This window comes from Massilia sp. UYP32, from assembly GCF_050434365.1.
GTDB classification, from domain to species: Bacteria; Pseudomonadota; Gammaproteobacteria; order Burkholderiales; family Burkholderiaceae_D; genus Telluria; species Telluria timonae.
In genome coordinates, this window is the sequence record NZ_JBNDIK010000015.1 from 78,588 (window position 1) to 97,645 (window position 19,058).

21 protein-coding genes are annotated in these 19,058 nt (G+C 65.2%); 11 read left to right on the top strand and 10 right to left on the bottom strand.

Features of this window, described 5'->3' with window-relative positions:
* Window positions 1-4 precede the first annotated feature (4 nt).
* The 4 genes from ABIB42_RS13520 to mltG form a co-directional block, all read right to left on the bottom strand.
* Window positions 5-382, bottom strand: a complete 378-nt coding sequence (locus ABIB42_RS13520; RefSeq protein ID WP_071362970.1) for a PilZ domain-containing protein — start codon at window positions 380-382, stop codon at window positions 5-7.
* Window positions 383-392: 10 nt separating this feature from the next.
* Window positions 393-1,409 carry a DNA polymerase III subunit delta' gene (locus tag ABIB42_RS13525; protein ID WP_429248514.1) on the bottom strand — a complete coding sequence of 339 codons (1,017 nt, stop codon included), beginning with the start codon at window positions 1,407-1,409 and terminating at the stop codon, window positions 393-395.
* Between the two features lie 2 nt (window positions 1,410-1,411).
* The gene (gene tmk, locus ABIB42_RS13530; RefSeq protein ID WP_208277471.1) at window positions 1,412-2,020 is read right to left on the bottom strand and encodes a dTMP kinase; all 609 of its coding nucleotides are present in this window, start codon (window positions 2,018-2,020) and stop codon (window positions 1,412-1,414) included.
* Window positions 2,021-2,161: 141 nt separating this feature from the next.
* A complete protein-coding gene (mltG, locus tag ABIB42_RS13535) occupies window positions 2,162-3,181 on the bottom strand; it encodes an endolytic transglycosylase MltG (protein ID WP_429248474.1) in 1,020 nt (339 codons plus the stop codon).
* Window positions 3,182-3,306: 125 nt separating this feature from the next.
* Here mltG and ABIB42_RS13540 point away from each other — a divergent pair, with 125 nt between their 5' ends.
* From ABIB42_RS13540 to ABIB42_RS13550, 3 genes are read left to right on the top strand one after another with little or no spacing between them, the layout of a single operon-like run.
* Complete coding sequence (locus ABIB42_RS13540; protein WP_429248475.1) at window positions 3,307-4,365, top strand: YgfZ/GcvT domain-containing protein; 1,059 nt, start codon at window positions 3,307-3,309, stop codon at window positions 4,363-4,365.
* A 2-nt stretch (window positions 4,366-4,367) separates the two neighbouring features.
* Entirely contained in the window at window positions 4,368-4,655 is a 288-nt protein-coding gene (locus tag ABIB42_RS13545; protein WP_429248476.1) for a DUF4936 family protein, read from the top strand.
* Window positions 4,646-5,407 (top strand): NRDE family protein, encoded by a 762-nt coding sequence (locus ABIB42_RS13550; RefSeq protein WP_429248477.1) that lies wholly within the window; start codon window positions 4,646-4,648, stop codon window positions 5,405-5,407. The genes ABIB42_RS13545 and ABIB42_RS13550 overlap by 10 nt, the downstream gene beginning before the upstream one ends.
* 43 nt (window positions 5,408-5,450) lie before the next feature.
* On the opposite strand, the gene ABIB42_RS13555 is transcribed toward ABIB42_RS13550, so the two are convergent.
* The 3 genes from ABIB42_RS13555 to ABIB42_RS13565 are packed head-to-tail and all read right to left on the bottom strand — an operon-like array spanning window position 5,451 to window position 7,497.
* Entirely contained in the window at window positions 5,451-6,356 is a 906-nt protein-coding gene (locus ABIB42_RS13555; RefSeq protein WP_005671089.1) for an SDR family oxidoreductase, read from the bottom strand.
* 17 nt (window positions 6,357-6,373) lie between these two features.
* Window positions 6,374-7,156: an SDR family oxidoreductase gene (locus tag ABIB42_RS13560; protein ID WP_184236396.1), complete on the bottom strand. Its 783-nt coding sequence runs from the start codon at window positions 7,154-7,156 to the stop codon at window positions 6,374-6,376.
* Window positions 7,157-7,194: 38 nt separating this feature from the next.
* Window positions 7,195-7,497: a Dabb family protein gene (locus tag ABIB42_RS13565; RefSeq protein ID WP_005671092.1), complete on the bottom strand. Its 303-nt coding sequence runs from the start codon at window positions 7,495-7,497 to the stop codon at window positions 7,195-7,197.
* A gap of 312 nt (window positions 7,498-7,809) precedes the next feature.
* Here ABIB42_RS13565 and ABIB42_RS13570 point away from each other — a divergent pair, with 312 nt between their 5' ends.
* Window positions 7,810-9,510 carry an MFS transporter gene (locus ABIB42_RS13570; protein ID WP_005671094.1) on the top strand — a complete coding sequence of 567 codons (1,701 nt, stop codon included), beginning with the start codon at window positions 7,810-7,812 and terminating at the stop codon, window positions 9,508-9,510.
* An 81-nt stretch (window positions 9,511-9,591) separates the two neighbouring features.
* On the opposite strand, the gene ABIB42_RS13575 is transcribed toward ABIB42_RS13570, so the two are convergent.
* From ABIB42_RS13575 to ABIB42_RS13585, 3 genes are all read right to left on the bottom strand, one after another.
* Window positions 9,592-11,682, bottom strand: a complete 2,091-nt coding sequence (locus tag ABIB42_RS13575; protein ID WP_429248478.1) for a 3-hydroxyacyl-CoA dehydrogenase NAD-binding domain-containing protein — start codon at window positions 11,680-11,682, stop codon at window positions 9,592-9,594.
* Window positions 11,683-11,776: 94 nt separating this feature from the next.
* Window positions 11,777-11,974 (bottom strand): YqaE/Pmp3 family membrane protein, encoded by a 198-nt coding sequence (locus ABIB42_RS13580; protein ID WP_005671099.1) that lies wholly within the window; start codon window positions 11,972-11,974, stop codon window positions 11,777-11,779.
* Window positions 11,975-12,089: 115 nt separating this feature from the next.
* Complete coding sequence (locus tag ABIB42_RS13585) at window positions 12,090-13,736, bottom strand: 3-(methylthio)propionyl-CoA ligase (RefSeq protein WP_429248479.1); 1,647 nt, start codon at window positions 13,734-13,736, stop codon at window positions 12,090-12,092.
* A 219-nt stretch (window positions 13,737-13,955) separates the two neighbouring features.
* On the opposite strand from ABIB42_RS13585, the gene ABIB42_RS13590 reads away from it, so the two are divergent.
* The 7 genes from ABIB42_RS13590 (at window position 13,956) to ABIB42_RS13620 (ending at window position 19,053) form a co-directional block, all read left to right on the top strand.
* On the top strand, window positions 13,956-15,419 hold the full coding sequence (locus ABIB42_RS13590) for a protein adenylyltransferase SelO (RefSeq protein ID WP_429248515.1): 1,464 nt from the start codon (window positions 13,956-13,958) through the stop codon (window positions 15,417-15,419).
* Window positions 15,420-15,471: 52 nt separating this feature from the next.
* Window positions 15,472-15,867, top strand: coding sequence for a peptide-methionine (R)-S-oxide reductase MsrB (gene msrB / locus ABIB42_RS13595; RefSeq protein WP_005671103.1), 396 nt, complete (start codon window positions 15,472-15,474; stop codon window positions 15,865-15,867).
* A gap of 10 nt (window positions 15,868-15,877) precedes the next feature.
* Entirely contained in the window at window positions 15,878-16,513 is a 636-nt protein-coding gene (locus tag ABIB42_RS13600) for a septation protein A (RefSeq protein WP_429248480.1), read from the top strand.
* Window positions 16,510-16,803, top strand: a complete 294-nt coding sequence (locus ABIB42_RS13605) for a BolA family protein (RefSeq protein ID WP_184236407.1) — start codon at window positions 16,510-16,512, stop codon at window positions 16,801-16,803. Before ABIB42_RS13600 ends, ABIB42_RS13605 begins: the two co-directional genes overlap by 4 nt.
* 106 nt (window positions 16,804-16,909) lie before the next feature.
* Window positions 16,910-17,689: a peptidylprolyl isomerase gene (locus ABIB42_RS13610; protein WP_312488946.1), complete on the top strand. Its 780-nt coding sequence runs from the start codon at window positions 16,910-16,912 to the stop codon at window positions 17,687-17,689.
* Window positions 17,690-17,771: 82 nt separating this feature from the next.
* Window positions 17,772-18,548, top strand: coding sequence for a peptidylprolyl isomerase (locus ABIB42_RS13615; protein ID WP_071362983.1), 777 nt, complete (start codon window positions 17,772-17,774; stop codon window positions 18,546-18,548).
* 118 nt (window positions 18,549-18,666) lie between these two features.
* Window positions 18,667-19,053, top strand: a complete 387-nt coding sequence (locus ABIB42_RS13620; RefSeq protein ID WP_429248481.1) for a GNAT family N-acetyltransferase — start codon at window positions 18,667-18,669, stop codon at window positions 19,051-19,053.
* Window positions 19,054-19,058 lie beyond the last annotated feature (5 nt).

Genomic DNA, 19,058 nt, shown 5'->3' on the forward strand with positions numbered 1-19,058 from the left:
GTGGTTACAGGGTATGGGTTGCGCGCGACGACCGCAGCGCCGCGCCGAGGATTTCTTCGATGCGGGCCTTGGCGCGCTGTCCGGCCTCGTCGGCCGGGAAATGCACGCCGATGCCCTGCGCCTTGTTATTATTGGCCCCGCTCGGCGTGATCCAGGCCACGGTCCCGGCGATCGGGTATTTGTTCGGGTCGTCCATCAGCGCCAGGATCAGGTAGATCTCGTCGCCGATTTTATAAGGTTTGTTGGTGGGCACGAACATGCCGCCGTTTTTCAGGAACGGCATGTAGGCCGCGTACAGCGCCGCCTTTTCCTTGATCGCCAGCGACAGCACCGAAGGCCGCGGGGCCTGGGCTGCATTCGTCTCTGGCTGGGTGACGCTCATCGTGGTCCTTTCATGTGCAGCACGCAGTGTACTCAAGCAGCATATCTTCGACAAACAATTTTGCCGACAAAGGATGATCCGCCACAGCCCGCCGCTCGTTCACGGCCTTGATGACGCGCAGCAGGCCCGGCGCATTGACGCGACCGGCCAGTGCCGCCAGCTCCTTCTGGTAGCGCGGGTAGTAGCGGATATTGCCCGACAATTTGTACGAAAACACATCGTACAGCCAGCGTTGGGTCCAGGACACCAGGGCCGGCAACTCGGCCTTGGCCAGCTTCTCGGCGGCGCGCAGCGCGGAATCCGGCGCCGGCCGCGCCAGGAATTGCAGCAGCGCCTCCATGTCGTCGCGGCTGCCGTTGCTCGATTCGGCCAGGGCCGCCAGCGGCGCGCCGCCCTGCTCGCGCAGCCAGCTGTCGGCGTCCGGCACGCCCTGCTCCTTGAGCCAGGCCAGTGCTTCGTCGTGCGACGGCATCGGCAGCGCGAACTTGCGGCAGCGCGACAGGATCGTCGGCAGCAGGCGGTCGAGGCTGTTGGACGACAGCAGGAACACGGTGCCAGGCGGCGGCTCTTCCAGGGTCTTGAGCAGCGCATTCGACGCCGGCATGTTCAGCGCCTCGGCCGGATACAGCACCACCACCCGCAGGCCCTGGCGGTGGGTCGAGATGTTCATGAAATCCGAGAGGTTGCGGATCTGCTCGATCTTGATCTCTTTCGACGGCGCCTTGGTCGATTTCGACTTGGCGCCCGCTTCGCCGTCCTCGCCGTCGGCCGGCAGATCGTCTTCGAATACCTCCGGCCGCACGCGGCGGTAATCCGGGTGATTGTGCTGCACGAACCAGCCGCAGGACGCGCAGGCCCCGCAGGCATGGCCGTCGGGCCGCGGGCTCTCGCACAGCAGGGTCTGGGCAAACGTCTCGATGAAGTCGGCCTTGCCAGTGCCGGCCGGGCCATGGAACAGGATCGCATGCGGCATGCGCGCGCGCATCTGCTGCAGCTGGGACCAGGCGGCCCCTTGCCACGGGTACATCGTCACAACAATTTCTCCAGAACTTGGGCCAGGCTGGCCTGGATATCGGCAATGCTCCTGGTCGAGTCGACCACGACGAAACGCTCGGGGAATTGCTCCGCGCGGCGCAGGTATTCGGCGCGGCATTTCGCAAAGAAGTCGGCCTGCTCGCGCTCGAACTTATCCAGCGTGCGCGTCGCGTCCAGGCGCTGGCGCGCCACTTCGAGCGGCACGTCGAACAGCAGGGTCAGGTCGGGCTGCAGTTCGGGATGCACCCAGGCTTCCAGCGCTTCCATCTTGGCGCGCGGCAGGCCGCGGCCGCCGCTCTGGTAGGCGAAGCTGGCGTCGGTGAAGCGGTCCGACAGCACCCACTTGCCTGCGGCCAGATTGGGCGCGATGACTTGCGCGATGTGCTCGCGCCGGCTGGCGAACATCAGCAGCGCCTCGGTTTCCAGGTGCATCTTTTCGTGCAACAGCAAATCGCGCAGCTTTTCGCCGAGCGGCGTGCCGCCCGGTTCGCGCGACGAGACGATCTGCTTGCCGCGCGACGCCAGATAATCGGTGACGAAGCCGATGTGGGTCGATTTCCCGGCCCCATCGATGCCTTCGAATGTAATGAACTTGCCCTGCATGTGCTGCCTTACTTCTGGGGACCTCGAAAAACCTGCTGCGCGTTGCATTTTCGGTCTGCGATGCTCGCTGTACTCAAGTACAGCTGCGCTTCTCAACCGAAACTGCCGCCGCTCGCGACGGTTTTTCGAGGTCCCCTTGTGTTAGTGGGATTCGGTAAGCGGCTGATTCATGATGCCACGCTGGAAACGGTTGACCGCCCGGTTATGGTCCAGCAGGTTGTTCGAGAAGTGGCTGGTGCCGTCGCCGCGCGCGACGAAATACAGCGCCGGCGTCTCGGCCGGCGCGAGCGCCGCGTTCAGCGACTGCAAACCGGGAAGCGCGATCGGCGTCGGCGGCAGCCCGCTGCGCGTATAAGTATTGTAAGGGGTATCGGTCAGCAGGTCCTTCTTGCGGATCTGGCCCGCAAAGGCCTCGCCCATGCCGTAGATCACGGTCGGGTCGGTCTGCAGGAGCATGCCGGTGCGCAGGCGATTGACGAACACGCCGGCGATCATATTGCGCTCGCTCTTCTGGCCGGTTTCCTTCTCGACGATCGAGGCCATGATCAGGGCTTCGTACGGCGTCTTGTACGGCAGCTCCTTGTTGCGCTTTTCCCAGGCCGCATTCAGGTGGTCCAGCATCGCCTGGTGCGCGCGACGATAGATCTCGATTTCCGACGAGCCCTTGGCGAACAGATAGGTGTCCGGGAAGAACAAGCCTTCCGGCTCCTTGAACTCGTTCGAGATCTTGCCCATCAATTCCTGGTCGGACAGCTTGACCGTGTCGTGCTTGAGTCGGTTGTGCGAACCGATCGCCTGGCGCATCTGGCGGAAGGTCCAGCCCTCGATGATGGTGATCGCTTCTTGTGCGAACTCGCCGCGCACCAGCTGGGTCAGCAGGCGGCGCGGACTGGTGTTCGGTTTCAATTCATAGCTGCCGGCCTTGATGCGCGCGGCGTCGCCCGTCAGGCGCGCCAGCAGCACGAACATGGTCGGGTTGATCGGCACGCCGGCCGCCACCATCTGCTGCGCGCTCGCTGCGACGCCGCTGCCGGGATTGATCGTGAATTCGATCGGTTCACCGCTGGTCGTGAGCGAGTGCTTGGTCCACCAGGAAAATCCGCCTGCGGCTGCCAGCGTGACCACGACGCCGGTAACGAGTAATTTTTTTATGAATGCCATGTGGTGTGTGCGGGTACAACCGTGGATGCTGGTGCGGATTGCGGCGCTCCCGGCGCGATTTCCCCGACAACTCTATAATGAGGCCGTAATGATAAAGCCTAATTGCCAAAATATTTCGGATTTTCATGAGTAACTGGACTGATCACCTCGCCACGCATGGCGCCCGCTTCCATCTCGACGAAGCCACCCAGGTCGAGGATTTCGGCCAGCCCCTGGATATCGACGCACTCGCGGCCGGCTTTGTCGCCACCGTGACCGACCAGGGCTTGACCGCCGTCGCCGGCGAAGAAGCCGCGAAATTCCTGCACGCCCAGCTCACCAACGACGTCGAGCACCTGCAGCAGGACGAAGCCCGCTTCGCCGGCTTCTGCACGCCGAAAGGCCGCCTGCAGGCGAGCTTCCTGATGTGGCGCGACCCTGACGCCGTGTATTTGCAGCTGCCGCGCGCGATCCAGGCGCCGCTGCAAAAGCGCCTGTCGATGTTTGTGCTGCGCAGCAAAGCGAAGCTGCGTGACGCCACCGACGAAGCGCCGTTCGCGGCCGTGCTCGGCCTTGGCGGCGCCAGGGCGCAAGCGGCGCTCGGCCGCTTCGTCAATACGTTACCAGGCGCGCCGATGGGCAAGACCAGCGGCGAGTTCGGCACCGTGCTGCGCCTGAACGACGCCTTCGGCGCGCCACGCTACCTGTGGCTCGCCTCGACCGAGGCAGCGAGCGCTGCCCTGCCGGTATTGAAGGAAGAACTGGCTCTGGGCGGCAACCAGGCCTGGCGCCTGGCCACGATCCACGCCGGTGAGCCGCAGGTAAGCGCCGCCACACAGGAGCAGTTCGTGCCGCAGATGGTCAACCTCGAACTGCTGGGCGGCGTCAACTTCAAGAAGGGCTGCTACCCGGGCCAGGAAATCGTCGCGCGCACCAAATACCTGGGCAAGATCAAGCGCCGCACCGCGCTGGCCGGCATCGAGAATGCCGCCGCGCGCGCCGGCGACGAAGTCTTCTCGGTGGCCGACCCCGACCAACCCTGCGGCATGGTGGTCAACGCCGCGCCGAACGGCCGTGGCGGCGCCGATGCCCTGGTCGAGATCAAGCTGGCCGCGCTGGATCAAGAGGTGCGCCTGGGCTCGGCCGGCGGCGCGCTGCTGCGCTTCCTGCCCATGCCCTACAGCCTCGACGCGATCGACGACTAGCGATGGTCGACTTCTACGTCTACTACAAGGTGCGCAGCATCGATGCCGCCCGGCTGGCGCCGCTGGTGCATGCCATGGCGCGCCGCCTGGAGCAGGATGCCGGCGTGCGGGTAGCGCTCAAGCGCCGCCCCGAAGACAAGGACGGCCTGCAGACCTGGATGGAAGTCTATCCGGGCGTGACGGAGGGCTTCGAAGCGGTATTGGCGCAGGTCGTCGACGATGCCGGCATCTCGCCGTATCTCGCCGGGCCGCGCCGCCTTGAAATGTTCACGGACCTGCCATGTGCCTGATCGTCTTTGCCTGGCACGTCGTCCCGGGCGTGCCCGTCATCGCGGCCGCCAACCGCGACGAGTTCTATGACCGCCCCGCCACGCCGGCCGGCCCCTGGCCGCAGGCGCCGCACGTGATCGCGGGCCGCGACCTGCAGGGCGGCGGCAGCTGGATGGGCGTGTCGCTCACCGGCCCCAACGGCCCGCGCTTCGCGGCGCTGACCAATATCCGCGGCCCGCAAGAGCGCCGGCTGGATGCGCCGTCGCGCGGCGCGCTGGTGGCCGACTACCTGCGCGGCGAGCTCGATGCGTCGGCCTACGTGGCCGAACTGGCGGCGCGCCCCGACCTGTACAACGGCTACAACCTGGTGCTGGGCGACGGCGAGACCTTGTACTGGTACTCGAACCGCGGCAAGGACGATCCGCGCAACGGCCAGCCGCTGGAGCGTGGCCGCATCTACGGCATCTCGAACGGCCTGCTGGACACGCCCTGGCCCAAGGTGCTGCGCACCAAGGCGCAGTTCGCGAGCCTGCTGTGCCAGGGGGCGCCCGAGGATGCGTACTTCGAGATGCTGGCCGACACCACGCGCGCGCCGGACGTACGGCTGCCCGAGACCGGCGTGCCGATCGAGATGGAGCGCATGCTGTCGCCGGTGTGCATCGAGTCGCCCGGGTATGGCACGCGCACCTCGACCGTGGTCAAGCTGTATCGCGATGCGGCGCCGGAGTTGCATGAGCGGGTGGTGCAGCCTGGCGCCGTCGCCGCGGCATGAACGCGATGTGGCTGCTCGACGGCCTTGGCGGGAATCCAAGTATTTACCGGCGACCTTTCATGCCGGCCTTCAAAATTTCCTTCAAATGCGGCGTCGCTGCATACGGGTCGGCCGGCTGCCGTGCATGCACCAGCGCGTCCATGCGCTCGGCCACCGCGCCCAGCGCCTGCGGGTGCGAGAACACATAGAAGCGCTCTTCGCGGATCGCGTCGAACGTCAGGCGCGCGACGTCCGCCGCCGACACCTTGCCGGAGCCGACCGCTTTTTCGGTGAGCGCCTGCGCCGCCATCTGGCTCGCGGTCATGATTTCGTCGGTGCGCAGTTCGTCCGGCCGGTGGCGGTGCGATTGCGCGATCGCGGTCGGGATGAAGTACGGGCACAGCACCGAAGTCCCGATCGGCGCGTCGACCAGCTTGAGGTCGTGGTACAGGGTTTCGGTGAGCGACACCACCGCATGCTTGGAAACATTGTAGATGCCCAGCGCCGGCGAATTGAGCAGGCCCGCCATCGAGGCGGTATTGACGATCCAGCCGCGATAGCCGGGATCCTGCGCGGCGCACTCGAGCATCGTGCGCGTGAACGCGCGCACGCCATGGATCACGCCCCACAGGTTGACGCCCAGCACCCACTCCCAATCTTCCTCGGAGTTCTCCCACACCAGGCCGCCGGCGCCGACGCCGGCATTGTTGAACACCAGGTGCACCACGCCGAAGCGCGCCATCGCCGAATCGGCCAGTTCCTGCACGTGCTCGCCCTTGCGCACGTCGCACACCATGGCCAACACCTCGGTCTGCTTCGCCAATTCGTCCGCCGCCTTCTCGAGGGCCTTGGGCTGGACATCGGCCAGCACCAGCTTCATGCCCAGGCTGGCGGCCAGGTTGGCGAACTCGCGCCCCATGCCGCTGGCGGCGCCCGTGATGGCCGCAACCTTTCCGTGAAACTCGTCCATTTTTGCCCCTCCCTAAACTAGACCGCCGTCACCCCGCCATCCACCGCCAGCACCTGCCCGGTGATGTGCTTGCCGGCATCCGAAGCGAACAGCACCACGGCGCCCTTCAGGTCTTCATCGTCGCCCAGGCGCTTCAATGGGGCCGCGGCCGCCAGCCCGTCGACGCCATAGGCGGCGAGCACGCCCTTCGTCATCTTCGACGGAAAGAAACCCGGCGCGATCGCGTTGACCGTGATGCCGTAGCGCCCCCACTCGCCGGCAAGCGTACGGGTGAAATTTACCACCGCGCCCTTGGACGTGTTGTACGCCAGCGTCTGCATCGCATCGGGCGGGTTGCCGGCCAGGCCGGCGATCGACGCGATATTGACGATGCGGCCGTAGCGGCGCGGGATCATCGACAGCTTGCCGACCGCCTGCGACACCAGGAAGACCGAGCGCACGTTCAGGTTCATCACCTTGTCCCACGCCTCGAGCGGATAGTCCTCGGCCGGCGCGCCCCAGGTGGCGCCGGCGTTATTGATCAGGATGTCGACGTGGCCGAGGCGCGCGATCGCCGCCTCGACCAGCGCCTGCGCCTGGCCCGGGTCGGACAGGTCGCCCGCGAAGCAGCTGGCTTCGACGCCGAGCGCGTGCAGCTGGGCCACGGTGGCGTCGAGCTCTTCCTGCTTGCGCGACGAGATCACCAGGCGCGCGCCCTGCTCGCCGAGCGCCTGCGCCATTTGCAGGCCGAGCCCGCGCGAGCCGCCGGTCACGATGGCGGTCTTGCCCTTCAGTGAAAACAGCTCCTGGGTGGTGCGCATGCGGTCTCCTGGTTGTCGTTATCGGAAAGCTGTGCGGCTCAGACCTCGTAATCCATGCACTGGCGGCCTTCGCGGATGGCGCCGATGAACGGCACCACGGCCTGGTGGGTTGGGTGCTTGATGTAACCCTCGAGCGCGGCGCGGTCGGCGAACTCCGAATACAGCACCACGTCATAGGTTGCTTCGAGGTCGGGCTGGGCCAAGGTCACCTCGAAGGTCAGGATGCCCGGCACGACCGTCGCACACTCGTCCAGCCGGCGCTTCATCTCGCGCGCATTGGTCGCGCGATCGGCGCCTTCGGCCTGTTCCTTCAGTTTCCACATCACGATGTGCTTGATCATTCTGTTTCCTGTTCTATTCATTGAGGGTGAGTGCCTTCCCGGACGTTGCCGTAGAGGGAAGCCGGTCGAGCATAGCATAGCGGCAGCACGACCGTTCGCGAAGAAATATCGATTTCATAATGGGGATTAAATAGGATGATTCTCTCCTATCAACGGGCAGTAGTCCGACACGGAAAAGCGGAGCACGAGAATGCGCTTGTAAGCCATGCGTAAGCTGGATGCAAGATTCGCGTAAGGTTTCGGGAGCACAGTGGAGTTAGCTGACCAACAATCAGCATTTCCGGTTACACAAAATTAATTACGGAGACACCCATGGCTATCACACCCGGCAATACTGTCGGAGGACAAGCTGCACCGACCTCCGCCGGACTTACCAAGGAAGAGCGCAAGGTCATCGCCGCCTCTTCCCTCGGCACCGTTTTCGAATGGTACGACTTCTATCTCTACGGTTCGCTCGCTTCCATCATCGCCAAGCAGTTCTTCATCGGCGACCCCAGCACCACCTTCATCTTTGCCCTGCTCGCCTTCGCCGCCGGCTTCATCGTGCGCCCGTTCGGCGCGCTGGTGTTCGGCCGCCTGGGCGACATGATCGGCCGTAAGTACACCTTCCTGGTGACGATTTTGCTGATGGGCGCCTCGACTTTCCTGGTCGGCATCCTGCCGAGCTACGCCCAGATCGGCATCGCGGCGCCGATCATCCTGGTCACCCTGCGCATCCTGCAAGGCCTGGCGCTGGGCGGGGAATACGGCGGCGCCGCCACCTACGTGGCCGAGCACGCGCCGCACGGCAAGCGCGGCCTGTTCACGGCCTTCATCCAGACCACGGCCACGATCGGCCTGTTCCTGTCGCTGCTGGTGATCCTGGGCACCCGCACCCTGACCGGCGAAGAGGAATTCCAGGCCTGGGGCTGGCGCATTCCGTTCCTGATCTCGGTGATCCTGCTCGGCATCTCGGTCTGGATCCGCCTGTCGATGAACGAGTCGCCGGCCTTCGCCAAGATGAAAGCCGAGGGCAAGACCTCGAAGGCGCCGCTGTCCGAAGCCTTCCTCAAGCCGAAGAACGCCAAGATCGCCCTGCTGGCCCTGATCGGCCTGACGATGGGCCAGGCCGTGGTGTGGTACACCGGCCAGTTCTACGCCCTGTTCTTCCTGACCAAGACGCTCAAGATCGACGATCCGACCGCGAACATCCTGATCGCGATCGCGCTGCTGCTGGCGACGCCGTTCTTCATCATCTTCGGCGCGCTGTCGGACAAGATCGGCCGCAAGTGGATCATCCTCGGCGGCTGCGTGATCGCCGCCGCCACCTACTTCCCGATCTTCAAGGCCATCACCCACTACGGCAACCCGGCGCTCGAAACCGCGATCAAGACCTCGCCGGTCGTCGTCGTCGCCGATCCGAACACCTGCAGCTTCCAGATCGACGCCACCGGCACCAAGAAATTCCCGTCCTCGTGCGACATCGCCACGCGCATGCTGACCGCCGCCTCGGTGAGCTACAACCGCGTCGACGCGCCGGCCGGCACCGTCGCCACCATCAAGATCGGCGACACCGAGTACCGTTCGTTCAACGCCGTCATGACGCCGGATAACCTCAACTTCGACAAGGCCTCGCTGGCCAGCGAAGCGGCGCTCAAGTCCGAGGTGACCGGCGCCCTGAAGGCCGCCGGCTATCCGGACAAGGCCGATCCAACGCAGATCAACAAGCCGATGCTGGTGGTCTTCCTGTTCATCCTGGTGCTGTACGTGACCATGGTGTACGGCCCGATCGCGGCAATGCTGGTCGAGATGTTCCCGACCCGCATCCGCTACACCTCGATGTCGCTGCCGTATCACATCGGTAACGGCTGGTTCGGCGGCCTGCTGCCGACGACGGCCTTTGCGCTGGTGGCGTTCAAGGGCGATATTTATTACGGCTTGTGGTATCCGATCGTCATCGCGCTCATCACCTTCGTGATCGGCGCACTGTTCGTGCGGGAGACCAAGGACAACAATATCTACGCCAACGACTGAGACCGCGAGCGCAGAAAGAATAATGCCGCTGGCTATCCAGCGGCATTTTTTTTCGAACCGACCGACTCCCGCAGGCTACTCTCAGCCGTTGAAGCCCTGCCCCAGCGACGCCAGGCGCGCCAGCAGCGGCGCCGGCTGCCACGCCTCGCCCTGGCGCCCGCGGGCGAACCCTTCGACCGCCTCCAGCACCTTCGGCAAACCGACACTGTCCGCGTACAGCATCGGTCCGCCCCGGTGCAAGGGGAAGCCATACCCGCTCAGGTACACCATGTCGACGTCGGAAGCGCGCAGCGCGATGCCCTCCTCGATGATCCGAGCGCCTTCGTTCACCAGCGCATACACCAGGCGCTCGACGATCTCCTCGTCGGCAATGGCACGCCGCGACACGCCGATGTCGGCCGAATGGCGCACGACCATGTCGTTCACCGCCTCGGACGGCAATGCCTTGCGTTCGCCCGCGCGGTAGTCGTACCAGCCGGCGCCGGTCTTCTGTCCGAAACGCCCCTGTTCGCACAGCAGGTCCGGCAGCTTCGAATAGGTGAAGCCCGGCGACTCGAGCGCGCGGCGCTTGCGGATGTGCCAGCCGATGTCGTTGCCGGCCAGGTCGCTCATGCGGAACGGCCCCATCGCGAAGCCGAAGGCCTCGATCGCGCGGTCGACCTGCTCCGGCAGCGCGCCTTCTTCGAGCAGGAAAACCGCCTGGCGCAGGTACTGCTCCAGCATGCGGTTGCCGATGAAGCCGTCGCACACACCGGAGACCACGCCGATCTTCCTGAGCTTTTTGGACAGCGCCAGCGCCGTGGCCAGCACGTCCTTGCCGGTCTTGGCGCCGCGCACGATCTCGAGCAGCTTCATCACGTGCGCGGGGCTGAAGAAATGCAGGCCAATCACGTCCTGGGGGCGGCGCGTGAAGGCGGCGATCCGGTTGACGTCGAGCGTCGAGGTATTGGTGGCCAGGATCGCGCCCGGCTTCATCACCTTGTCCAGCTCGCGGAACACGAGTTCCTTGACGCCGATGTCCTCGAATACCGCCTCGACCACGATGTCGGCCTGGGCGATGGCGTCATACGACAGCGTGCCGGTCACCAGCGCCATGCGCTGCTCGAGCTGCTCGGGCTTCAGCTTGCCCTTGCTCACGCCGCTCTCATACAGCTTGCGCATCGCGGCCAGCCCCTGGTCCAGGGCGTCCTGCTTCGTTTCGAGGAGCGTCACCGGAATGCCGGCGTTGGCGAAGTTCATGGCGATCCCGCGGCCCATGGTGCCGGCGCCGACCACCGCCGCGCTCGCGATGCCGCGCAACGGCGTATCGGCCGGCACGTCCGGCACCTTGCCGGCCGCGCGCTCGGCGAAGAAGGCATGGCGCAGCGCCTTCGATTCGCTCGTCGTGGTCAGTTGAATGAAACGCTCGCGCTCGAAACGCAAGCCGTCCTCGAACGAATCGGCCGTCACCGAGGCGGCCACCGCTTCGACGCAGGCGCGCGGCGCGGGGAACGGGCCGGCGGCGGCATCGACCTGGGCCCGCGCGGAGGCCAGGAAACCGGCGGCGTCGGGGTGCTCGACCACGCGGTCGCGCACCTTCGGCAGCGGACGCAGGTCGGCGATGCGCTCGGCGTAGGCGATGGCGGCCGGCAGCAGCTCGGCGCCCGCCTGGAACACCTCGTCGAACAGCGGCGTGCCGGCCAGCTTTTCGGACGGCATCGGGATCCCGCCAAGAATCATGCCCAGCGCCTTTTCCAGGCCGAGCACGCGCGGCAGGCGCTGGGTGCCGCCGGCGCCCGGGATCAGGCCCAGCTTCACTTCGGGCAGCGCGATCTGGGCGCCCGGCAGCGCCACGCGGTAGTGGCACCCCAGCGCCAGCTCCAGGCCGCCGCCCATGGCCACGCTGTGGATCGCCGCCACGACCGGCTTGGAAGAGCCCTCGACCACCCGGATCAGCGAGTGCAGGGTCGGCTCGGTGAGGGCCTTCGGAGAATTGAATTCGCGGATGTCGGCGCCGCCCGAGAAGGCCTTGCCGGCGCCGGTGAGCACGATCGCCTTGACCGCCGGATCGCTTTCGGCCGCCTGCACGCCCTGCACGGCGGCGCTGCGGGTCGCGAGCCCCAGGCCGTTGACCGGCGGGTTGTTCAGGGTGATGACGGCAACGCTGCCGTGGACCTGGTAGTCGGCGCTCATGTCTCTCGTTCTCCTTGTAGGTGGTGCTGGATGAGCCATCCACTATACCGCAGAAAATGCACGAGCGTACTATTCAGGCAACGGCCGGCCGGGATCAGAAATCGCGCTGCTGGCGCGCCCGCTCGATCTTCTGGTCGGTCTTGTACTGGCTCAGGGCGTAGACGGCCCAGATGGCGGCCGGCAGCCAGCCGATCAGGGTGATTTGCAGGATCAGGCAGATGATGCCGGCGATCGGGCGGCCGATGGTGAAGAAGGTGAGCCAGGGAAGAATGAGGGCGATGAGCAGGCGCATGGAGAATCCTGTGAGCGAAAGTTGTCAAAAGTGATAACAGTCTACCTGTCCGTGCGCGCTCGCCGCGCCCTGTTGGCGCCGCCCGCACCGCATGCGGCCGATACCTGCCATCGCGTCAGGCAGCCGGCAACCGATGTCCCGCATACGTCTCGCGCAATTTGTTCTTCTGGATCTTGCCGGTCCCGCCCACCGGCAGGCTGTCGGCGAACACGACGTCGTCCGGCGTCCACCACCGCGCCACCTTGCCGGCGAACCAGCCCAGCAGCTCCTCGCGGCTGACCTCCATGCCGGGGCGGCGCACCACCACCAGCAAGGGCCGCTCGGCCCATTTCGGATGCTGCACGCCGATGCAGGCCGCCTGCAGCACCGCCGGGTGCGACATCGCCACGTTTTCCAGGTCGATGGTGCCGATCCACTCGCCGCCCGACTTGATCACGTCCTTGCTGCGGTCGGTGATCGCCAGGTAGCCATCGGCATCGATGGTGGCCACGTCCCCGGTCGGGAACCAGCCGTCCTCCAGCACGTCGCCGCCCTCGCCCCGGAAGTACCCGGACACCACCCACGGCCCCCGGACCAGCAGGTGGCCATAGGTCGCGCCGTCCCACGCCAGTTCGGCGCCGTCGTCGTCGACGATCTTCATGTCGACGCCGCAGATCGCGTGGCCCTGCTTCCTCAGCACCGCGCGCTGCGCATCCTGCGGCAAGCCGGCATGCCTGGCCAGCGGGGTGCAGGCGGTGCCGAGCGGCGACATCTCGGTCATGCCCCAGGCGTGCACCACCTGCACGCCCAGCCGGTCGATGAGCAGGTCCATCAGCGCCGGCGGACAGGCCGAGCCGCCGATCACGGTGCGGCGGAAGGTCGAGAACCGCAAGCCGCCGTCCAGCACGTGGTTCACCAGGCCGAGCCAGACCGTGGGCACGCCGGCCGAGAAGGTCACGCCCTCGGCCTCGAACAGCGCATACAAGGACTTGCCGTCCAGCGCCGGCCCCGGGAACACCAGCTTCGCGCCCACCAGCGGCGCCGAGTACGGTAAACCCCAGGCGTTGACGTGGAACATCGGCACCACCGGCAGCACCACGTCGGCGCTCCCGATGCCGAGCGCGTTCGGCAGCGCCGACGCATAGGCGTGCAGCACGGTCGAGCGGTGCGAGTACAAGGCGCCCTTCGGGTTGCCGGTCGTGCCCGAGGTGTAGCACAGGGACGCCGCCGAACGCTCGTCGAACTGCGGCCAGTCGTAGTCGCCTGAGGCAGCCCCGATCAGCTCTTCGTAGCACAGCAGGCCGGGAATCGCGCCGGCGGGCGGCATGTGCTCGCGAGCGCACAGGGCGACATACGCCTTGACGGTCTTGCACTGGCGCGCCATCGCCTCGATCGCCGGCAGGAACGTGAGGTCGAAGAACAGGACGCGGTCTTCGGCGTGGTTGACGATATAGGCCACCTGCTCGGGATGCAGGCGCGGATTGATCGTATGCAGCACCGCGCCCGAACCGGACACGCCGTAATACAGTTCCAGGTGCCGGTAGCCATTCCAGGCCAGCGTCGCGATGCGCTCGCCCATGCCGATCCCCAGCGCCGCGAGCGCGTTGGCCAGCTGGCGCGCACGGCGTGCGCAATCGCGGTAGGTATAGCGGTGCAGGTCGCCCTCGACGCGGCGCGAGACGATCTCGGTGGCGCCGTAATGGCGCGCCGCGAACTCGAGGATGCCAGAAATCAGCAGCGGTTGATCCATCATCTGGCCTTGCAACGGACTCATTGGGTGCATTGGGTCTCCGTGATCAGAATGGCAGCGTGGAAAGTGTCGTCCCCGCATCCTGCGCCCGTCAACCGGATTCGATGATGCACCGCATCAACCCCTTGAGCCAGATCGGCAATGAGCGGTTACCGGATGTAACGCCGGCCCACACCGCACCGGTGCGCGAATAGAATCGGCCGGGTGCGGTAAAATCCCGCCAATCTTGACCACTTTGCCACGGACACTGCCATCACTGCCGACGAACTTCCACTGAACAATTCGTTCAGCGAATTGCCACCGGCGTTCTACACGCGCCTCATGCCAACGCCGCTGCCCTCGCCACATTTCATTGCGGCGAGCAGCCCTGCTGCCGCCCTGATCGGGCTGGATGCGGCCGATCTCGCGCGCCCCGACTTCGTCGACGTGTTTACCGGCAACAAGGTCGCGGCGCGTTCGCAGCCGTTGTCCGCCGTGTATTCCGGCCACCAGTTCGGCGTCTGGGCCGGCCAGTTGGGCGACGGCCGCGCGATCACGCTGGGCGAGATCGCCACGCCGAACGGCCCGATGGAGCTGCAACTGAAAGGAGCCGGCCGCACGCCGTATTCGCGCATGGGCGATGGCCGCGCCGTGCTGCGCTCGTCGATCCGCGAATTCCTGTGTTCCGAGGCCATGGCCGCGCTCGGCATTCCGACCACGCGCGCGCTGATGGTGACCGGCTCGCCGCAACAGGTGGCGCGCGAGACCATGGAAAGCACCGCCGTGGTGACGCGCATGGCGCCCACCTTCGTGCGCTTCGGCTCGTTCGAGCACTGGGCCTCGCGCGGGCGCGAGGCCGAGCTGAAAACGCTCGCCGACTACGTCATCCGCCAGTTCTACCCGGAATTCCTGGGCGCCGCCAATCCGTACAAGGAGCTGCTGGCCGAAGTCACCCGCCGCACCGCGCGCATGATCGCGCACTGGCAGGCGGTCGGCTTCATGCATGGCGTGATGAACACCGACAATATGTCGATCCTGGGCCTCACGCTGGACTACGGCCCGTTCGGCTTCATGGAAGCGTTTGATGCCAAGCACATCTGCAACCACACCGACCAGGGTGGCCGCTACTCCTATGCCAACCAGGTCCCGGTTGGCCACTGGAACTGCTATGCGCTGGGCAATGCCCTGCTGCCGCTGATCGGCGAGCCCGAAGTGGCCGAAGAGGCCCTCGACGTCTACCGCCCCGAGTTCGGCCGCCAGCTCGACACCCTGCTGCATGCCAAGCTCGGCCTGAAGGAGACGCGCGACGGCGATGCGGCGCTGTTCGACAATATGTTCACGCTGCTGCAGGACAACCACGCCGACTTCACGTTGTTCTTCCGCCGCCTGGGCGAGCTGAAGCTCGAGGAGCCGGCCGCCGACGAACCCCTGCGCGACCTGTTCATCGACCGCGCCGCCTTCGACGCCTGGGCCGCCGAGTACCGCGCCCGCCTGCGCCAGGAAGGAAGCAGCGACGCGGCCCGGCGCGAGGCCATGCACGGGGTCAATCCGAAATACATCCTGCGCAACTACCTGGCGCAGATCGCCATCGAACAGGCGCAGAACGGCGACTTCGGCGGCGTGCACAAGCTGCTGGCCGTGCTGGAACGCCCGTTCGACGAGCAGCCCGAGAACGCATCCTATGCGGCCCTGCCGCCGGACTGGGCGGCCCACCTCGAGGTGAGCTGCTCGTCCTGAGCCCGCCCCGGGCCTCATTTGCGCCTGGCCTCTCACACCACGAAAGAGAATCATGACCGACAAAGTGACCAAGACCGACGCCGAGTGGCGCGAGCAGCTCGACCCGATCGAATACCAGGTGACGCGCCACGCCGCCACCGAGCGCGCCTTCACCGGCAAGTACTGGGACCACCATGAACACGGCATCTATCACTGCGTGTGCTGCGACACCCCGCTGTTCGAATCGGACACCAAGTTCGACTCGGGCTGCGGCTGGCCCAGCTACTTCACGGCCCTCGACCCGGAAAATGTGATCGAGAAAGTCGACCGCAGCCACGGCATGGTGCGCACCGAAGTCATCTGTGGCGTGTGCGACGCCCACCTGGGCCACGTGTTCCCGGACGGCCCGCCGCCGACCGGCCTGCGCTACTGCATCAACTCGGCCGCCATGCGGTTCGAACCGATCTGAGGGTGGCGCAGTGAAGAAATTTCTGTTCGATCTGTTCCCGGTCATCCTGTTCTTCGGCGTCTACAAGTACGGCGACAGCAACCAGGACTGGGCGCACCGCATGGCCGTCGAATACCTGGGCGCCCTGATCGCCGGCGGCGCGGTGCCGCCGGCGCAATCGGCGATCCTGCTGGCGACCGCGGTGGCGATCGTCGCCACCGCGCTGCAGGTCGGCTACCTGCTGGTGCGGGGCCGCAAGGTCGACAATATGCTGTGGCTGTCGATGGCCGTGATCCTGGTTGCCGGCGGCGCCACGATCTATTTCCATGACGACCTGTTTATCAAATGGAAGCCGACCATCCTGTACTGGGCCTTCGCCGTCGCCCTGCTGGTGGCGCAGGTGTTCTACAAGAAGAACCTGATGCGCTCCGTGATGGAGGCCAATATCAAGTTGCCCGATCCGGTGTGGAACCGGCTCGGCTACAGCTGGATCCTGTTCTTCGCCGGCATGGGCCTGCTGAACTTGTTGATGGCTTTCGTGGTCTTCCGTAACGATACCAGCGCCTGGGTCAGCTTCAAACTGTTCGGCTTTACCGGCATCATGTTCGGATTCATCGTGATCCAGATGATGATGCTTTCAAAATACATCAAGGAGGAAGAAGCATGACCACTGCAACCAGCAAAGACGACCGCGAAGCACGCCTGCGCGCAATCCTCGAGGCCGAGCTGGCCCCGGCGTCGCTCGAGATCATCGACGACTCGCACCTGCACGCCGGCCATGCCGGCGCGGCCTCCGGCGGCAGCCATTACACGGTCAAAATCGTGTCATCCCGCTTTGAAGGCCTCAAGCTGGTCATGCGCCATCGTCTTGTGTATGATGCCGTTCACGATATGATCAACAAGGCGGAAATCCACGCGCTCGCCATCAACGCGACCGCGCCTTCCGAGCTGTCCTGAGTGTCGGCTTCAGGCAGTTTTAAGTAATGTGCCCGACAATTGTCACTGCTAGTCACAAGAATTAATCTAATCTCGTCCAGCAACTATCCCCGCTACAGGAACACACATGACCTTTAAGCCAGCTCGCCTGCTGTTAACCCTTGTCGCCGTCGCATCGGCTCCCGCTTTCGCCCAGAACCTCGCAGTGGTGAACGGCAAGGCGATCCCTTCGTCGCGCGCCGATGCCGTCGTCAAGCAGGTCGTGGCCCAGGGCCAGGGCCAGGATTCGCCGCAACTGCGCGAAGCCGTCAAGAACGACCTGATCGCCCGCGAAGTGCTGATGCAAGAAGCCGTCAAGCAAGGCTACGACAAGAAGCCCGAAGTGCGTGAAGCGCTGGACAATGCCCGTCAGTCGATCGTCGTCAACGCCCTGGCCCGCGAATACATCACCAAGAATCCGGTGAGCGACGCCCAGATCAAGGCCGAGTACGACAAGTTCAAGGCGCAGACCGGCGACAAGGAATACCATGTGCGCCACATCCTGTTCACGACCGAAGACGAAGCCAAGGCGGCCATCGGCAAGCTGAAAGGCGGCGCCAAGTTCGAAGACCTGGCCAAGACCTCGAAGGACACCGGCACCGCCAACAACGGCGGCGACCTGGATTGGGTGACCCCGAACGCCCTGCCGCCGGAATTCTCGGCCGGCTTCACCAAGCTGCAGAAAGGCGCGATCACCGACGTGCCGGTCAAGACCAACGCCGGCTTCCACGTGATCAAGCTGGACGACACCCGTGCGGTCAAGCTGCCGTCGCTGGAAGAAGTCAAGCCGCAGATCGCCGACACCCTGGCGCAAGAGAAGCTGCGTGACTACCAGGAGCAAATGGTCAAAAAGGCAAAGGTGCAGTAATATGTGCTGTCGCCGGCGCTGAGCATGCGCCGGCTTTCGTCGCCTGCGGCGATACTTTTCGTGTTTATATAGGATCTCAACAATGATTTTGAAGCCAGCCCGCCTGTTGTTAGCCATGACCGCATTGGTTGCCCTGCCTGCACTCGCGCAAAACGCTGCAACCGTCAATGGCAAGGCGATCCCGCAAGCGAGGGTCGACCAGCTGGTCAAGCAAGTCGTCGCCCAGGGCCGCGCCACCGATTCCCCTGAGCTGCGCGATGCGATCAAGAAAGACCTGATCAGCCGTGAAGTGTTGATCCAGGAAGCCGACAAGCAGAACATCGGCAACCGCGCCGACGTCAAATCGGCCATCGACAACGCCCGCCAGAGCATCATCATCAATGCGATGCTGGCCGACTACGTCAAGAAGAACCCGGTCAAGGATGCCGAGATCAAGGCCGAGTACGACAAGCAAAAGGCCATGATCGGCGACAAGGAATACCACGCCCGCCACATCCTGGTCGATTCCGAAGCCGACGCCAAGGGCATCATCGCCAAGCTGAAGGCCGGCGGCAAGTTCGAAGAGCTGGCCAAGCAGTCGAAGGACGGCAGCGCCCAGAACGGCGGCGACCTGGGCTGGGCAAGCCCGGCGACCTACGTGCCTGAGTTCTCGAAAGCCATGGTCGCCCTGCAAAAAGGCGCCATCACCGAGACCCCGGTCAAGTCGCAGTTCGGCTTCCACGTCATCAAGCTGGAAGACGTGCGCGCGACCAAGGTTCCGCCGCTGGAAGAAGTCAAGCAGCAAGTCGCGGAAGGCCTGCAGCAGCGTCAGCTGGCGGCATACCGCGAAAGCCTGGTCAAGAAGGCCAAGGTGCAGTAATCGCTGTCCAGCCGTCTCGAAGAGCGCTCCTGCGGGGGCGCTCTTTTCTTTTGTGCGAGTACGAATGCGCTCATCTGTTCCCGTTTTCCGGCGCGCGACCGCCGCCGATATCCCGCAGATGTCCCGCATCCGTTTATCGGTGTTCGAGAACCGGTTGCGCGACCCGGCGCGGGTCACGCCACGGATGTATCAAGATTTCCTGGAAAAGGATGGCCGCGGCTGGATTGCGCAGGTCGATGGCGTCACCGTCGCGTTCAGCTATGCCAACCGGCTCGATGGCTCGATCTGGGCGCTGTTCGTCAATCCCGCGCACGAGGGAAAGGGGCTGGCGAAAGCCCTGCTCGGACTGGCGACGGCGTGGCTGTTCGAGCTGGGCTTCGCCGAGATCACGCTCGACACGGGCGCCGGCACGCGGGCCGACCTGTTCTATGCGCGCCAGGGCTGGACCAGGGACGACGCCGGCGCCGCCGACGTACGTTACACCCTGGCGCGTCCAATGCCCTGACTGCC